This window comes from Actinosynnema sp. NPDC059797, from assembly GCF_042732085.1.
GTDB lineage: Bacteria > Actinomycetota > Actinomycetes > Mycobacteriales > Pseudonocardiaceae > Actinosynnema.
The window spans coordinates 1-15,126 of the sequence record NZ_JBHWIE010000175.1; the positions used below are offsets into that span (position 1 = coordinate 1).

The 15,126-nt window shown below is 74.5% G+C and carries 15 protein-coding genes; 2 read left to right on the forward strand and 13 right to left on the reverse strand.

Annotated features, from left to right (window positions below; all coding sequences use genetic code 11):
- From ACFV4N_RS28640 to ACFV4N_RS28675, 8 genes are all read right to left on the reverse strand, one after another.
- Positions 1-838: hypothetical protein (locus ACFV4N_RS28640; RefSeq protein ID WP_499675717.1), on the reverse strand; the 838-nt coding region annotated here is incomplete at its 3' end.
- Positions 835-3,396, reverse strand: coding sequence for an AAA family ATPase (locus ACFV4N_RS28645; protein ID WP_499675718.1), 2,562 nt, complete (start codon positions 3,394-3,396; stop codon positions 835-837). The genes ACFV4N_RS28645 and ACFV4N_RS28640, both read right to left, overlap by 4 nt.
- Positions 3,397-3,411: 15 nt before the next feature.
- The gene (locus tag ACFV4N_RS28650) at positions 3,412-4,770 is read right to left on the reverse strand and encodes a hypothetical protein (RefSeq protein ID WP_499675719.1); all 1,359 of its coding nucleotides are present in this window, start codon (positions 4,768-4,770) and stop codon (positions 3,412-3,414) included.
- A complete protein-coding gene (locus tag ACFV4N_RS28655) occupies positions 4,767-5,402 on the reverse strand; it encodes a 4Fe-4S single cluster domain-containing protein (RefSeq protein ID WP_499675720.1) in 636 nt (211 codons plus the stop codon). The genes ACFV4N_RS28650 and ACFV4N_RS28655 overlap by 4 nt, the downstream gene beginning before the upstream one ends.
- Before the next feature lie 117 nt (positions 5,403-5,519).
- Positions 5,520-6,206, reverse strand: a complete 687-nt coding sequence (locus tag ACFV4N_RS28660; protein ID WP_499675721.1) for a CHAT domain-containing protein — start codon at positions 6,204-6,206, stop codon at positions 5,520-5,522.
- The gene (locus ACFV4N_RS28665) at positions 6,199-7,074 is read right to left on the reverse strand and encodes a CATRA system-associated protein (RefSeq protein WP_499675722.1); all 876 of its coding nucleotides are present in this window, start codon (positions 7,072-7,074) and stop codon (positions 6,199-6,201) included. Before ACFV4N_RS28665 ends, ACFV4N_RS28660 begins: the two co-directional genes overlap by 8 nt.
- On the reverse strand, positions 7,071-7,646 hold the full coding sequence (locus ACFV4N_RS28670; protein WP_499675723.1) for a toll/interleukin-1 receptor domain-containing protein: 576 nt from the start codon (positions 7,644-7,646) through the stop codon (positions 7,071-7,073). The genes ACFV4N_RS28665 and ACFV4N_RS28670 overlap by 4 nt, the downstream gene beginning before the upstream one ends.
- A gap of 140 nt (positions 7,647-7,786) precedes the next feature.
- Entirely contained in the window at positions 7,787-8,206 is a 420-nt protein-coding gene (locus ACFV4N_RS28675) for a PRC-barrel domain containing protein (RefSeq protein WP_499675724.1), read from the reverse strand.
- Positions 8,207-8,405: 199 nt separating this feature from the next.
- Between ACFV4N_RS28675 and ACFV4N_RS28680 the strand changes: the two genes are divergently transcribed.
- Complete coding sequence (locus tag ACFV4N_RS28680) at positions 8,406-8,630, forward strand: hypothetical protein (protein WP_499675725.1); 225 nt, start codon at positions 8,406-8,408, stop codon at positions 8,628-8,630.
- Here ACFV4N_RS28680 and ACFV4N_RS28685 read toward each other — a convergent pair whose 3' ends face one another.
- The 5 genes from ACFV4N_RS28685 to ACFV4N_RS28705 all read right to left on the reverse strand — a co-directional run bounded on the left by ACFV4N_RS28685 (position 8,631) and on the right by ACFV4N_RS28705 (position 14,018).
- Positions 8,631-9,560, reverse strand: coding sequence for a trypsin-like serine protease (locus tag ACFV4N_RS28685; RefSeq protein WP_499675726.1), 930 nt, complete (start codon positions 9,558-9,560; stop codon positions 8,631-8,633).
- A 601-nt stretch (positions 9,561-10,161) separates the two neighbouring features.
- Positions 10,162-10,797 (reverse strand): NUDIX domain-containing protein, encoded by a 636-nt coding sequence (locus ACFV4N_RS28690; protein ID WP_499675727.1) that lies wholly within the window; start codon positions 10,795-10,797, stop codon positions 10,162-10,164.
- Entirely contained in the window at positions 10,794-12,014 is a 1,221-nt protein-coding gene (locus tag ACFV4N_RS28695) for an adenylosuccinate synthetase (RefSeq protein ID WP_499675728.1), read from the reverse strand. The genes ACFV4N_RS28690 and ACFV4N_RS28695 overlap by 4 nt, the downstream gene beginning before the upstream one ends.
- 16 nt (positions 12,015-12,030) lie before the next feature.
- The gene (locus tag ACFV4N_RS28700) at positions 12,031-13,008 is read right to left on the reverse strand and encodes a hypothetical protein (RefSeq protein ID WP_499675729.1); all 978 of its coding nucleotides are present in this window, start codon (positions 13,006-13,008) and stop codon (positions 12,031-12,033) included.
- A 2-nt stretch (positions 13,009-13,010) separates the two neighbouring features.
- Positions 13,011-14,018 carry a protein kinase family protein gene (locus ACFV4N_RS28705; protein WP_499675730.1) on the reverse strand — a complete coding sequence of 336 codons (1,008 nt, stop codon included), beginning with the start codon at positions 14,016-14,018 and terminating at the stop codon, positions 13,011-13,013.
- Positions 14,019-14,247: 229 nt separating this feature from the next.
- On the opposite strand from ACFV4N_RS28705, the gene ACFV4N_RS28710 reads away from it, so the two are divergent.
- The coding region (locus ACFV4N_RS28710) for an ATP-binding cassette domain-containing protein (RefSeq protein ID WP_499675731.1) at positions 14,248-15,126 on the forward strand (879 nt) is incomplete at its 3' end.

Sequence of the window (15,126 nt, forward strand, 5' to 3'; positions counted from 1 at the left end):
GTAACACCCGCCGCACCGCCGCCCGGACGAGGTCCCCGGGCCCGGTGTCCGCCACGACCAGGCCGACGTCCCGGCGCAGCGGTGCGAGCGCGAGCAGCGCGGCCACGCCCTCGTCGGTGAGCGTGCGGTCGGTGGGCGGCAGGCGCAGCTCGGTCGACGGGCCGCGGTCGCGCAGGCGCGCCGCCACGCGCTCGGGCAGCGCCCAGCCGGGCACGCGCACCAGCAGCAGCACCGGGCCGTCGGTGGCGGGCGCGGCGGCGTCACCCTGGGCGGCGAGCAGCGCCGGGTCCGCCGGGTTGGCGCCGATGCCGCCGGCGAGCCGGAAGCGGCGCAGGTCGTCGTCGGCGGGCAGCGCGGGCAGCAGGTCGCGCCAGCTCCGCCCGGTCACCGGCCCGCGCAGCCCGGCGCACACCTCGCCGGCGGCGAACACCGCCGTGCGCACGCCCTCCGGGGTCAGCTCGACCACGGTCAGCCGGTCGTGGTCGCCGGTCAGCCTGCCCAGCGCGGCCGCCGCGGTCGCCAGGACGTCGGCCTCGCCGTGGGTGACCGGGTCTTCGACGACGGGGTCCTCGCCGGCGGGCCCGCCGCGGGCGAACCCGCGCAGCCGCGCCAGCAGCACCGGGTCGCCGTGCCCCGGGTAGCCGGCGGCCAGCAGCGCGGCCCGCAGGTCCACCTCGCGCCGGGCGGCGGTCAGCGCGGCCTCGAACCCGCGCTCCTGCTCCGGGGTGGGGTGGCCCAGGACGTAGCCGCCGCGCATGGTCCAGCCGCAGCCGGGGCAGGCCGCCGCGTCCCGCGCGTCGCGCAGGCACACCGGGCACTCCTGTGCGGCGGCGCTCACGACGGCACCGGCGGCACGTCCGGCGGGGTGAACAGGTTCAGCGTCGCGTCGTCGGCGGTGTCGAGCACGTCGCGCAGCCGCCGCGCCAGGCGCGCCTCCATGTCGCCGAGCAGGGTCCGCACGGCGCGGGCGTTGCCGAAGGACTGCCCCTCCTCGGCGCGGCGCGCCTCCAGCCACCGCACCGCGCGCGGCAACGTGCCCTCGGCGAAGGTGAAGCCCCGGCGCCCGGCCAGGTCGACGAGGATCCGCCGCAGCTCGGGCACGGTGTAGTCGGGGAAGTCGACGTGCTTGGTGAACCGCGAGCGCAGGCCGTCGTTGGCGGCCAGGAACGCCCGCATCGCGCCCGGGTAGCCCGCGGCGACCACGACCAGCCTGCCGCGCAGGTTCTCCATCTGCGCCACCAGCTCGGTGACCGCCTCCCGCCCGAAGTCCTGCGGCCCGCCGGTGGACAGGCTGTAGGCCTCGTCGATGAACAGCACGCCGTCGAGCGCCTCGATGACCTTCGCCCTGGTCTTCTCGGCGGTCTGCCCGACGTACCCGGCGACCAGGTCGGCGCGCTGCGCCTCCACCACGTGCCCGCGCGCCAGCAGCCCCATCGACCGCAGCACCCCGCCGACCAGCCGGGCCACGGTCGTCTTGCCGGTGCCGGGCGAGCCCTGGAACACCAGGTGCGGCGGCACCGGCGGGTCGCCCGCCCGGCGCCTGCGGTTCAGCGCCAGGGTGTCCACCAGCTCCCGGACCGACCGCTTCACCGGCTCCAGCCCGGTCAGCCCGTCCAGCTCGGCCAGCACGTCCTCCAGCCGCACCTCGCCGCGGTCCAAGTGGGTGCGGTAGCCCTCCGGCACGTCGGCCGCGGTCGCCGGCGCCAGCGGCGCGCCGGGCGCCGGGCGGGTGCGCACCGCCCAGCGGTCCTTGACCTCCACGGCCAGCTCGCGCATCGCGCGGGCGTTGCCGAAGTGCTCGTCGCGCGTCCGGTGCAGGCCCGTCACGACCTGCCGCAGCGCGGTCACCAGGTCCGGCGCGCACTCCAGGCCGTGGTGATCGCGCAGCCGGCGCAGCACGACCTCGTGCAGGTCGTCGGGCTCGAAGTCGGGGAACTCGACCACGTTGCGCTCCGGGAAGCGGCTGCGCAGGCCGACGTTGGCGGCGAGGAAGCGGCTCATCGGCCCGGTGTAGCCGGCGACGATCACCACCAGCCGGTCGCGGTGCAGCTCGATCTCGCTGAGCAGCGTGTCGATCGCCTCCTGGCCGAACCCACCGCGCTGCTCGCTGAGCCGGTAGGCCTCGTCGATGAACAGCACGCCGTCCAGCGCCTCGGCGACCCGCGCCCGGGTGAGCACGGCGGTCTGCCCGACGAACTGGCCGACCAGCTCGTCCGCGGCGGGCGCCACCACGTGCCCGCGGCGCAGCAGCCCCATCTCCCGGTAGATCTCGCCGACCAGCCCGGCGACGGTGGTCTTGCCGGTGCCCGGGTTGCCGGTGAACACCAGGTGCGGCGAGACGGCGTCCTCGTCGCTGCCCAGGCCGCGCGAGCGCACCTCGGCGTCGGCGGCCAGGCTCGCGGCACGCGTGCGCAGGTACTCCTTGACCGGCGCGAGGCCGGTCATCGCCTCCAGCCGCTCCCACGCCGACCGGCCGTCGACCGCGCCGCCGGACAGCAGGCCGGCCTCGCGCAGCGGCGTGGACCGCCGCGCCAGGTCGCGCAGCTCGCCGAGCCAGTCGCGCGCGGACAGCGTCCGGGCGGCCATCGCCCGCACCACGGCGGGCAGCCGCGTCCACGGCGCGACCTCCAGGTCGTGGCGCAGCCTGCTGACCTGGACCAGCCGCCCCACCTCGGTCTCCTCGGGCAGCGGCACGGCGCACGACCGGCGGCCCGGCCGCTCGCGCAGGTAGGTCACGAGCTGCGGCGCGTAGCGCAGCTCGTCGACCAGCTCGACCACCTCGTCCAGCCGGGGCCGGGTGAACAGCAGCAGGCACGTGTTGCGGTGCGCCTGCCCGGCGGTCCACCGGGCCACCCGCGCGGCGAAGGCCCGTGTCGCGGTCAGGTGCTGGAGCAGGGTCTCGGCGTCGACCAGCACCACGGCCGTGCGCGGTCGCGGCTGGCGCATCAGCGCGTCGAGCACCTGCACGCGGGACGGGTCGGAGATGCCCTCCACCGGCCGCGTCGGGTCGGGGCCGCCGTCGTGACCTCCGCCCGCCGCCTGCCGCGCCATCCGCTCCGAGCCGACGAACCGGTTGCCGAGCGGCCCGGCGAACCGGCTGGTCCGCCCGCCGGCCGCGGGTCCCGACGCGGTGGGCGCGCCCGGCCTCGCCAGCCGGTGCGAGGCGGCGTCGTGGAAGTAGACGGGGCTGCCGGGCGAGGAGAACGCGACCCGCTCGTAGCCGTTGGCGCGCAGGAACTCGATCAGCACCTGCTCGAACGGCCGCACGACGTGGTCGCGGCCGACGAACTCGTCACCGGCGCCGGGGCCGTGCAGGACCCACACCGGTTCCCCGGACCCCAGCCCGGCCAGCCCCGCCAGGCGTTCGGGGACCGCGGGCGGCAGCACCAGCGCCATGCCCCCGACCCCCCCTCAGCTCGCCCGGCGGCGGTCGGGGGTGCGGCGGCGGACGCGGTCGAGGTCCCGGTCGGCCGGGTCGAGCCGACCGTCCTCGTCGGCCCGGCCGACCGCGATGCCGTTGTCCCGCAGGCTGCGCCGGATCGACTCGACCCGGTCGCCGCGCTCCTCGGCCGACGGCGTGCCCTCGTCGTAGGACAGCACCCGCACCGCGCACTCCACGCCGTCCTGCCCGGTGGGCTCGACCTCGATGACGATCTCGCTGCCGTCGAGGTGGCTGCCCTTGGCGTAGAACGCCTCCCGCTGGTCCTCGCCCTCGAAGGTGGACTCCCGCACGTCGTACTGGTGGTGGGTCTCCAGCGCGGTGGCCACCAGGTCGGCGAAGTTGGTGCGCAGCTGCGAGGCGTAGACGGCGGTGCCCGCCTGCCGCACCACGGTCTCCAACCGCTCCTCGAACTCCGCGGCGGAGCGGTCCACGACGGACCGGAAGTCCTCGGTGGTCATCGTGGTGCCCTCGTCCCGCACCCGCTCCAGCAGCGCGGCCACCTCACCGCGCAGCCGCGACAGCGCGCCGCGCGACCAGTAGTCCACGTCGGGTTGGCCGCCGGGCGGCGCCGGGTCGAGGTCCATCACCTCGTTCTGACCGATCAGGCCCTCCACCGCGCGCAGCGCCCGCACGGCCGCGCCGCGCGCCGCGGTCCACTCGCCGTCCTGCTCCAGCACGGCCACCCGCAGGTCGCTGAACTCGTGGTAGAGGTGCTGGGCGTTGCCCAGCCCGTAGCCGGTGACGCCCTGCTCGCGCGCCGACTCGGCGGTGCGCAGCCTGCGCTCCAGCGCGCCGAGCGCGTCGGGCGCGAACCGCTCGTGCGGCAGCGCGGCGATCGCGTCGCGCAGGTGGCCCGCGTCGGCCAGGTACTCGGCCTCCAGCGCGGCGGCCCGCTCCTTGTCCCGCTGGAGCACGTCGACGTCCGCGCGCAGTGCGGCCACGTGCCGCTCGCGCTCGCGCCGCTCCTCGGCCACGGCCCGCCGCACCTCCTCCCGCTGCTTCGCCAGCAGCTCGGAGGTCTCGGCGCGCAGGACCCTGGTGTTGTCCTCCAACTGGCGGCGCAGCTGCCGGGCGTTGTCCTGGAGCCGCCGGGTGGTCTCCTGCTCGAACCGGCGGTTGCGCTCGCTGAGCGCGCTCACGTCCCGCTCCACCGCGCCCTGCCGCCGGTCGAGGTCGCCGAACGTGCGGTCGAGGTCGGCGCGCGTCTGCTCGCGCACCTGGTCGATCAGCCGGGGCACGTCGCGGCGCAGCTCGGAGAGCCTGCCCGCCTCGCCGCGCAGCCGGTTCCACTCGGCCTCGTCGACGTAGATCCGCTTCCTGCCGCTCATCGCGGTCCTCCCTGCCCGAGGTGCTCCGCGCACCGGTCGATCGCCTCGTCGAACCGCCTGAGCACGCCGGCGGTGGGCACCCCGACCAGCAGCGCGCCGCGGTCGCGCACCCGCACCTCCACCGAGCGCGGCCGGCCCGCGAAGTCGTAGCCCGAGCCGCGCAGCCGGTCGGTCAGGTGGTGCACCCGCTGGTTGTCGCTGCCGCGCAGCCCGCGCCCGTCGTCCCGGCGCGCCACGTACGGCCCGTCCACCAGGACGTCGACCAGCGCCAGCAGGTCCGCGACACCGGGACCCGGCGGCCGGTCCCGCAGGACCTCGACGGTGAACCCGGTGAAGCACACGACGTCCAGCTCCCGCCGGGCCCGCGCCAGCCCCACCAGCTCGGCCAGGCCCGCGGCCTGGGCCATCGGCTCGCCGCCGGACAGCGTCAGGCCGGTGACCGCCGGGTCGGCCAGCAGCTCGTCGGCCAGCCCGGCGGGGGACACCAGGCGGCTCGGCCGGTCGGGGACCCAGTCCGGCGCGACGCACCCGGCGCAGTCCAGCGGGCAGCCCTGCACCCACACCACCGAGCGCCACCCGGGCCCGAGCGCGCGCGTGCCCACGCACGTGTCGGCGACGTTGAGCTGAGGCAAGGTGACCTCCGAACGGCGGTCCGCGGCGGTTGACCCGCCTACGACATCAGGAGCAGCGGGGACTCCGTTAGTGGTGGGAACGGTTTGGCCACGAGGTGGCCAGGAACTGTCCAGTGCTCAGGCCGGCAGGACCACGAGGCCGTCCAGGGCGGAGCCCCAGCGGTGGGTCAGCGCGGTGATCCGGCTCGCCAGCCGGGCGGCCCCGGCCAGCTCGGGCACGTCCCGCAGCTCCCGGTAGAGCTGCCCGGCGAAAGCGATCGCCACCGGGTCGGGCAGGTCGCCGCGCCAGGCCACCACGGCGTCGGCCAGGGGTGTGAACAGCTCGGCCACCTCGGCGCTGTGGCAGGACTGGAGCACGATGCCCCGCAGCGCCGCGCCGGCGTGCTCCCGGTAGGCGGCCAGCACGTCCGCCACGTCCCGGGCGGGCACCGCGTGCGCCCGGCCCGTGCCGCGCTCGAAGACCAGGTCCGAGCCGTCGCCGTGGCAGGACAGGTGCAGCAGGTCCGGCCGCTCGGCCGCGATCCCGCGCAGGTCGGCGACCTGCGCGGCGGTGCGCGGGAACAGCCGGAAGTGGCCCTGCGCCTCGACCTCCCGGATCGCCCGCAGCTCGCGGTCGGCGCGGATGCGGTCCAGGGACGCGGCGGTGGGGGAGGCGCCGATGAACAGGACCCTGGTCCGGTCGTCGGGTTCCGCTCCCGCCACGGCCCGCGCCGGCGCGCCGACGTTCATCGTGCCCTTGCCCACCACGTACTGCGTCGAGTCGCCGGTGGAGGTCGCGGTGATCGTCCAGCTCTCGTCAGGCATCGCCCACGCCCCTCCGGAGCACCCGCACCAGCCGTTCGGCGAGTTCCCGCACCCTCGGCGGGATCGCCTGCCGCTCCCGGGACGACGTGGTCCGGACCGGTCCCGCGAGTTCCAGCCGCGAGGTCAGCCCGGCCAGGTCGTGGCCGTCGTCCACCACGTCGTACATCCGCACCAGCGTTTCCCAGACGTCGTCCCACCGCTCCGGGGGGAGCCGCCACCCCGGCAGGCCCTCCAACAGGTGGACCGCGTCCTCGTCCTCGTCCGGTGACGCGCGGACGCGGGCCGAGGCCAGGTAGCCGCGCCGGTCCTGGACGAGCAGGCCGGTCCGGGAGAAGCGGTGCGCCACCACCGCGGCGACCACGCGCGGGTCCGCGAGGTGCGGGAGGACGGCCGAGGCGGGCACGTCGCGGTCGACCCACGTGTCCAGCAGGGGCGCGACGGCGGCGTGGTCGCCGGGCGGCACGGGCAGGACCTGGAGCCGCGGGCGGTCGTAGGGCAGCCGGTCCCGGGCCGTCGCGATGCGGTCCAGCGCGTCCAACGAGCGGCGCGCGTCCGCGGAGCCCAGGAGCAGCACGAGCCGGTCGGGCAGCTGGGCGGTGCAGACGCCGGTGAGGTCGGTGATCCCGCTGGTGCTGTTGACCAGCACGAAGTCGTGGTCGGCCACCCAGCGGGCGCGGTACTCCTCCAGCTGGTCCCCGAGCCCGTGGTGCAGGTACTCCGCTCGCAGGTCCCGGCCCCGCCAGTCGTCCAGGTTCACGTTCAGGACCCGGTGGCCCCAGTCGCGCAGCTGTGCCGCCACGCGCTCCGACAGGGCGCGGTGGGCGTTCTCGTCGCGGTACGAGTAGAACGTGATCACGGTGCCGGTCACGACAGGCTCGGCACGGCGGTCGGCGGGGTGGTCGGGAGCGCGGGCCGGGTGACGGGCCAGTCCGGGCGCCACGGCGGCACGCGGTGCAGCCGCGCGGCGAGGTCCTGCGCGATCTCCTGCACTTCCCGGTGGAACGGGATGTAGGCGGGCGTCTCCCGGAACTGCGGGTACGGGATGTTCCACGGCTTGAGGTCGCGCGCCTGGCGGTGCCGCGCCTCGGCGGGGAAGTTCTCCCGGTCCGCGAAGACCACCGGGTACAGCAGGACGCAGCCGCCGCCGACCAGCGCCTCCCGGTCGACGGCGCTCCGCCACTCGGCCAGGCACCACGCCGACCGGAAGTACTGCGGCGACAGCACCGGCAGCAGCAGGCGGCTGCCGCGCAGGGCCTCCTCCAGCCGGTCGGGCCACCGCGTGCCGGTGTCGATCTCCACGTCGATGAAGACCCGCGGTTCGCGGTCGAGCTCGTCGGCCAGGCAGCGGTGCAGGACCGGGCGGAAGTGGTTCCACACCCAGTCCTGCACGTTGCCGCTGCGGCGGTAGCTGAGGAACAGGTCGAATTCGTAGTCGGACACCCGCGGCTCCACCTCGCCCGGTTGGGTGCCCTCGAAGCTAGTTCACGGTCCCGGGTGGGTGGAGCGGCAAAAAGTGGTCAATAGGCGGACACCGTTGTTGTCAGGTCCCGTCCTGTCGGGACCGAACCGGTCCGGTCCGGTCAGGGCGCGGTGCGGTAGCTCTCGGTGTAGTACTCGCCGAGGCGGGCGCGGAACTCGTCGGCGTCGAAGGTGTCCGGGTCGTACTCGGGCCCGCCCTTCACCTGCTCCTTGGTCCGGTCGACGTGCACCACCCTGGCGTCGTGGTCGATCCGGGCGACCGCGCCGACCGGCAGCACGACCTGGTGGCTGGTCAGCCAGGTGCCGGTGTCGACCAGCAGGCAGTCGGCGGGCACCAGGGCGTTCGACTCGTCGACCTTGCCGATCCGGCCGTCGACCGCCTCGACCTCGTACCCGAGCAGGCCCACGTCGGGCCGGTCGTGGTCGTCGACGGCCTCGTTGCGGGTGTCGAGCAGGGCCACCGCGTCACGCCAGACCCACGGGGCGAACGGGAACGGGTACGGCTGCTGCATGGCGGTCATGGGGCCTCCTTCGTGCGCTGACCGGGTGCCCGGTCGTGGCGCGGGGGTACCCACTTCCGGCGTCGAAGATCCGCAGTGCGGTGAACCTCGCGCCGTGCGATCGCGGCTGTCGGGGAGTCCGGGCGCGTTGCGCCGTGCCGGCCTGGAACGGGAGGATGCCGTCCATCGACGTCCCGGACCGGTGGAGGAGGAGAGGGTCATGGCCGCGGAGGACGAGCCGGATGTCACGCCGAAGCGGAACCGGCTGTGGTTGTGGGTCGTGCTCGCGGTGGTCATCGCCGGAGTGGTGGTGGGCTTGGTGCTGGCGGTGTCGTGGTACCAGCGGAAATCGTCCCGGGAACTGCCGGAGGGCAGGATCATCCAGAGCGCGTCGGCCCCGGTGGTGGCGGGGTCGGGCGAGGCCGCGTGCCCGACCCCGCTCTGATCACGGTCCCGTCAGCAGTGAAACGCCCAAGGCGCTGAGCGCCGCGGGGGTTTCGGTGAAGAGGATGTACTCGTACGAGTAGTCGGGCTCCACCACCGTGTGCCCGGCGCTCACGATGCCGCGGCTCTCGAAGACGCCGTCGGACCGGAGGTGCCACACCGGGCCGCCGCTGTCGCCGTGCGCCACGGTGTGGCACCCGGCACACGTCCTCCCTTCGACACCGCGGCGGGTCTTGTTCTGGTCGTCGACCCACTGGACGAGTTCATTCGTGACCTGGATCGTGCAGACTCCGACACTCGTGTAGCCGCTCTGGCACACGTAGTCGCCGTCCCAGGACCACTCGGCCGCACCGAAGTGGAACGCGTAGTCGTCGTTGGCCCAGAACTCCGACGTGGCGTCCGTGGAGATGAGCGCGGCGTCGTGGAGCACGTTCTCCGCCTGGACGGCCCCGATGGTGTCCCCGCCTTGGTCCTCCACCCAGTCGCCCGCGTCGTAGCAGTGCTCCGCGGTGAGCAGGAACTCGTTGCCGGTGGAGTTGCGGGCGCCGAACGCCGAGGTGCAGTCCCAGTTGATGGGCTCCCAGTCCCAGCGGATGGGGATGCCGCCCTGGTAGGGCGGAGCCGGGTCGTGCCGGTCCACGGCGCGCACCGGGCTGCCCTGGGTGAACCGCAGGTCGGCGGGCTCGACGCCGTTGGCGGCGATGGACGTGGCGATCAGCGCCCGCGCCTCGGCGGGGTCGTTCGTGCGGACTTCCAGACCGCTGCCGTCGCTCGGCAGCACGATGGAGTACACCTCGACGCCGGCCAGGCGGGACTGTCGCGACAGGTCCCAGATGTGCGCGCTGGCGGACTCCATCTTCGGCCGCGCGTACTTGCTGGTCCGCACATCGACCGTGACGTTCCCCTGCAATCGGTCCGGGATGCCGCGCAACCCGGCCTCCACCATCGCACGCCCGCGCGAGGGGTCCGTCGTGAAAACCGTGACCGCACCCGCCGCGATATCCATCTTGAGACCCGAGAAGACATCGCCGTGGGCGGTCAGCCCTAATCTGCCGATCGCCTGCGCGGCTGATTGTACGGGTGTTCCCCGCGTGGGGAGTTGTCCTTGGCCGACCGCGCGATCAGGGCTCGGCGCGGCGGATGCCGGTGGAGAGGAACCAACCAGGAGAGAACTCGTGAGGAGCACGCCGAGTGCGATGCGCGTGGGCACTCGTGGATTTGCAGGCATTAATCACTCCATCGTTGCAGAGGAATGGTCTACCTGATGTTCCGGAGCACGCGAAAGATTCCCGGTGAGAAAGGGAACGTCGCGGCGTCGAGTAAAACCGAGTGCCCGGTTCGCCGCAATAGTCCGTTCGGGCCCGTCGTTCGCCCGCCTCCGAAAACATGAGGTGAGCGACCGTTCGGGCGTGGGCCGCCGGGTGTCCCGCCGCTGTGCGCTGTCCCGCCGACGGGATGCCGGCGGGACAGCCGTTCGTGCCCGTCGACCCGGTCAGGAGCGGTTGCGCGGGAACGGGACCACCGCGACCACCTCACGTCGCCCAGCGCCACACCGACGGCGGGCGGCCGCCCCTGGGCTGGGCCGCCGCGTGCTGGGCGGTGCGCTCCAGACCGGGCACCCGCTCCATGATCCGGCCCAGGTTGGCCGGGTAGGGGCGGTCGCCGGTCAGGGACTCGGTGACGTCCAGGGCCTGCGCGGTGGTGAACTCGCGGCCCAGCAGGCCGGCGGTGAACGCCGGGTCGCGCCACAGGCGGTCGGCCAGGATCGGCCGGCAGTCGGCCACGATCCGGTCGTGGTCGAACGCCAGCGGCGGCACGTCGGCCAGCGGCGTCCACGTCGTGGGGCCGCCGGTGAGCCTGCCCGGGTCGACGGTGGCCCACAGGGCGATCGACAGCGTCGGGCCGCGCGGGTCGCGGGACGGCTCGTCGAACGTGGTCAGCTGACCCGACGCGGTGATCGCGCCCTCGGGGACGCCGAGCTTGTCGCGCACGGCGCGGTGGGCGGCGTCGCGCAGGCGCTCGCCCCGGCCCAGCAGCACGCCGGGCAGGGCGAGGTCGCCCGCGAACGGCTCCTGGGCGCGGGGCGCGACACCCAGGAGCACGGTGCGCCCGTCCGGGTCGAAGCGCAGGGCCAGCACGTCCACCGACACCGGGGTCGACTCGATCATGTCGCGATTCTCGCGCACGACCGCACGGCGTAGTGGGCGCGGTCGGGGCCGCGACCGGTGACCAGGACGGGGTGGCGCGCCTCGAACCAGGCCAGCGGTTCCGGCAGGTCCTCGGGCGACCCGCCGCGACGGGGGACCACCTCCAGACCGGTCGCGTCCAGGTGCGTCACGGCCAGCCCGTCCACCCCGCCGCACGCGGCCACGGCGTACTCCAGCAGCTCGGCGTCCAGGTGCCCGGCCCGCCACGCGCCCTGGTAGCGGCCGGTGGCGTTGTGGCGCTCGGGGAAGCGGGCCGCCACCGCCGGGTCCTCGGTCGGCAGCGGCCCGGCCCCGTGCCGGGTCTGGTAGGTGCGGGTCACCCCGACGACCGCGGCCGGGCGACCGCCCAGCAGGTCGCGGGCGTTGGCCGGGGTGGTGGTCGACCAGGTGGTGTGCGGGTGGAAGCCGTGGTGCTGGTCGAGCAGCACGCCCTGCGCGCCCTCGAACACCAGGCGGCCCCGCTCGGCCAGGCGGCCCACCTCGTCGCCGCGGGTGATCCGGACCGCGCCGGCGAAGTCGCGGTAGAGCGACACCAGCTCGGCCACGGACGGGCCCGCGCCGATCAGCGGCTCGTAGAACCGGGCCAGCGCGTCGAGCTTGCGGCGCAGCGCGGCGGGGTCCGCGCAGTCGCCGACCCGCGGCGGCGCGCCCGGGGTGCCGATGACCTCCTGGTGCTCCACGACGTCGCCGGGCCGGGCGCCCGCCAGCAGCGAGTACCAGACCGTCTCGCCGATGCCCTTGCCGCACGAGCCGTGCCGGGCCTCGCCGCGGGCGTCCTCGCGGGCGCGGTTGGCCAGGACGTGGAGCGGGGTGGTGAGCAGCGCGCCCGCGTCGACCGACAGCAGCCGCAGCGGGTCGCGCACGCCCAGCGCGGCCAGCTCGCGCGACTCGGTCGCCAGGGCGATCGGCTCGACCAGCACGTGCCGGGACAGGTGGGTCGGCACGCCCGCGAGCGTGCCGGACCCGAACTGGCTGAACGTGTGGTGGCGGCCGTCCGCGACCACGTTGTGCGCGGCCTGCGCGCCGCCGTTGAAGCGGACCACCGACACCGTCTCGCGGTCGTGGCACAGGGCGTCGACCACCGCGCCCTTGCCCTCGTCGCCGAACCCGAGCCCAACAACGACCACGTGCCCGTCCAGGCCGTCCGCACCCATGCCGTTCACACCCACCCCGTCCACGTCCGCTCCGCTCCGCTCAGTTCAGGGTGACGTTGTCGGGACCGTCGAGCGCAGGGGGCGTCGCCGACCTGTTCAGGGCCTTGCCGCCCACGCCGACCAGCGCCTTGCCGACCGCCTCGCTCTCCGCGCCCGACCCGACCTCGGCGAGGTCCACCATGGCCTGGTCGAGGTCGACCACGCGCTCCTCCAGCCCGATCGTGGCGGCGATCAGCTCGCACACCGCGCCGGGGTCGTCGAGCTTGAGGAAGCGCTGGCCGAGGATGCCGCGCCAGTGGTCGGCGATCTCCGGGTCGTTGTAGTAGGCCGACTGGTTGGGCAGCACGTAGTACACGTGCCAGCGGCGCTCCAGCTCCCGGTAGACCGACACCGGGTCGATGTCCTGCCGCACGTCGTCGCCGATGACCTTGCGGATGTGCCGCGCCTCCAGGCGGGGCTTGTTCAGCTCGTCGCCGATGAGGAACAGGTAGCCCTTGCGGCCGCGCTTCTGCCAGGCGTCGGTGACCACGTGCCGGGCGACGAAGTAGGCGGCCAGCTCGTACGACTCGCTCTTCTGCCCGCCGCCACCGCCCTCCAGCAGGATGGTGCGCAGCTGCTCGTCCATCCGGTTGTCCGACTCGAACTGCCCGACCTGGAGGGGCACCCGGTCGCTGTCGGCGTCGCCGATGCCGCCGAACATCAGCTGCGGGTCGGCGAGGTAGCCCTTGCGCTGGATGAGGCCGTGCAGCTTGCCGAGCTTGGTCTGCATGATCTTGGGCACCTGGCCCATCGAGCCGGTGACGTCGAACAGCACCGCGATCGGCGTCGAGTCGGCGTGGTCGGCCGAGTCGCGGCACTCGCGCACCGCGTCCTTGGGGTCGAGCGACGGGTCGGCCTTCCACTCGCTCCTGGGCTTGGCGCGCATCGCGGCGGTGTAGCCGAAGTCGTCGATGCCCTTGGCGGCGCGGAAGGTCCTGGCCGCCGCGTAGGCGTTGTCGTCCCACTTGCCGTGTCCCATGGTCAGGCTCCTGTCGGAATCGGGGGGAGGGCGAACGGGCGGAAGGTCCGCTCGCCGTAGAGGTCTTCGAGCAGGTCGTCGTACTCGGTGAGCAGGTCGACGGCGTCGGGGCGCCGGTCGGGGTCGTCCTGCGCGCACCCGCGGGCGAAGGTGCGTTGCCGGGTCTCGTCCTCGGCCAGCACGTCCAGCATCAGTGCGTGTGCCATGTGGACGTCGGTGGCGGTGGTGACCGGTCGTCCCCGGTGGACTTCCGGCGGGTAGTCGATGCTCTTGTCGGTGGCCAGCGGCCGGTGCCCGTTCTCGACCGCGAAGGACCAGCCGACCAGCACGACGCCGTGCTGCTCGGGGTGGATCAGGACGTTCTCGGCGACGACCGCGCCGTGCACCAGCCCGATCCGGTGCGCGCCGGCGAGCGCCCGCAGCAGCCTGCGGTGCATCCACGCCCAGTCGCGCCCGTCGAGGCCGCGCGGGAACGCCCGCCGCACGTCCGCGAGCGTCACGAACCCGTCCACCAGGGGTTCGAGCACGCTGAACGCGCGTTCGCCACGGGCCACCGGGCCGGAGCGGTCGACCAGCCGCGGGTAGTAGGGCCGCAGCCAGCGGTGGTCGCGGGTGAACCGGTCGAGCGCGTCCAGCGCCTCCCACTCGGCGTGGGCCAGCGGGTTGAGCGCCGGGTTGCGCACCACCTTGACCACGTGGGGGCCGTCGGTGAGGTAGGTGTTCGCGACGCTGCCCACCGCGTGCGGGGTGGTGATCCGGTAGGCGCCGCGGTCGGTGCGCAGCTCGACGGACGTGCCGCGCCGCCACTCGTCGTGGAGCCTGGTCAGCTCCGCGGAGGCCGCGTGGGCCCTGGTGTCGGCCGGCCCCACCCGGTCGGGGTGCAGGACGGCGGCCAGCGCCCGGTACAGCCGCTGCGCCTCCCGCTGCCGGGCGGGGTCGACGGGCCCGAACAGGTCGGCCGCCGAGGTCGCCCGCTCGACCCGGTCGAGTGCTTCCTGCCTGGTGAACATGGTTTGAGTCTATACGACTCAAACTGCGTAGCGAGGTGGAATATCGATGTGCCGTGGATCACCTACCCGGCGACGGTGATCGCTGTTAAGGTCTCCGGCGGTATGTTGATTTCCTTCCTGTGATCATCGGTTGCGCGTCCGCGTAGAGCCCTGCTCCGCGACGCCGGTCCTCCCCTTCACACCCGTACCGATGTCCCGGCCTCAGCGCGCCGGGGAACAGGAGCACGCCTTGCGCACCGCGCAACTGTCCCTCCACCACGTCCACAAGAGCTATCGCGGGCACGTCGTGCTGGACGACGTCTCGCTCACCGTCAAGCCCGGCGAGAAGGTCGGGGTCATCGGCGACAACGGCTCCGGCAAGTCCACCCTGCTCGCGCTCGTCGCCGGCCGGGTGGCGCCGGACCGCGGCGAGGTCACCGCGGTCGCGCCCGGCGGCGTCGGGTACCTGCCGCAGACCCTCGACCTGCCGCCGCACGCCACCGTCGCCGACGCGGTCGACCGCGCGCTGGCCGACCTGAGGGAACTGGAAACCCTGATGCGGCAGGCGGAAGCCGGCCTCGCCGGCCCGGCGGCCGACCCCGGGCGCTACGCGTCGCTCGTCGAGGAGTTCGAGGCGCGGGGCGGGTACGAGGCGGACGCCAGGGTCGAGGTGGCCCTGCACGGCCTGGGCCTGCCCGGCCTGGACCGCGACCGGGAGCTGGGCACGCTGTCGGGCGGCGAGCGGTCCAGGCTGGCGCTGGCCGCCACCCTGGCCTCGGCGCCCGAGCTGCTGCTGCTCGACGAGCCGACCAACGACCTCGACGACCGGGCGGTGGAGTGGCTGGAGCGGTACCTGGTCCGCCACCGGGGCACCGTCGTGGCGATCACCCACGACCGCGTGTTCCTGGAGCGGGTGACCTCCACCATCGTCGAGGTCGACGGCGGCCGGGTCAGCCGGTTCGGCGACGGCTACGACGGCTACCTCGCGGCCAAGGCGGCGGACCGGGCGCGGCGGCTGCGCGAGCACGAGGAGTGGCGGCTGGAGCTGGCCCGGCAGCGGCGGCTGGCCGAGTCCGCCGTGCGGCGGCTGGACGCCATCCCGCGCAAGCTGCCGCTGGCCGTGTTCGCC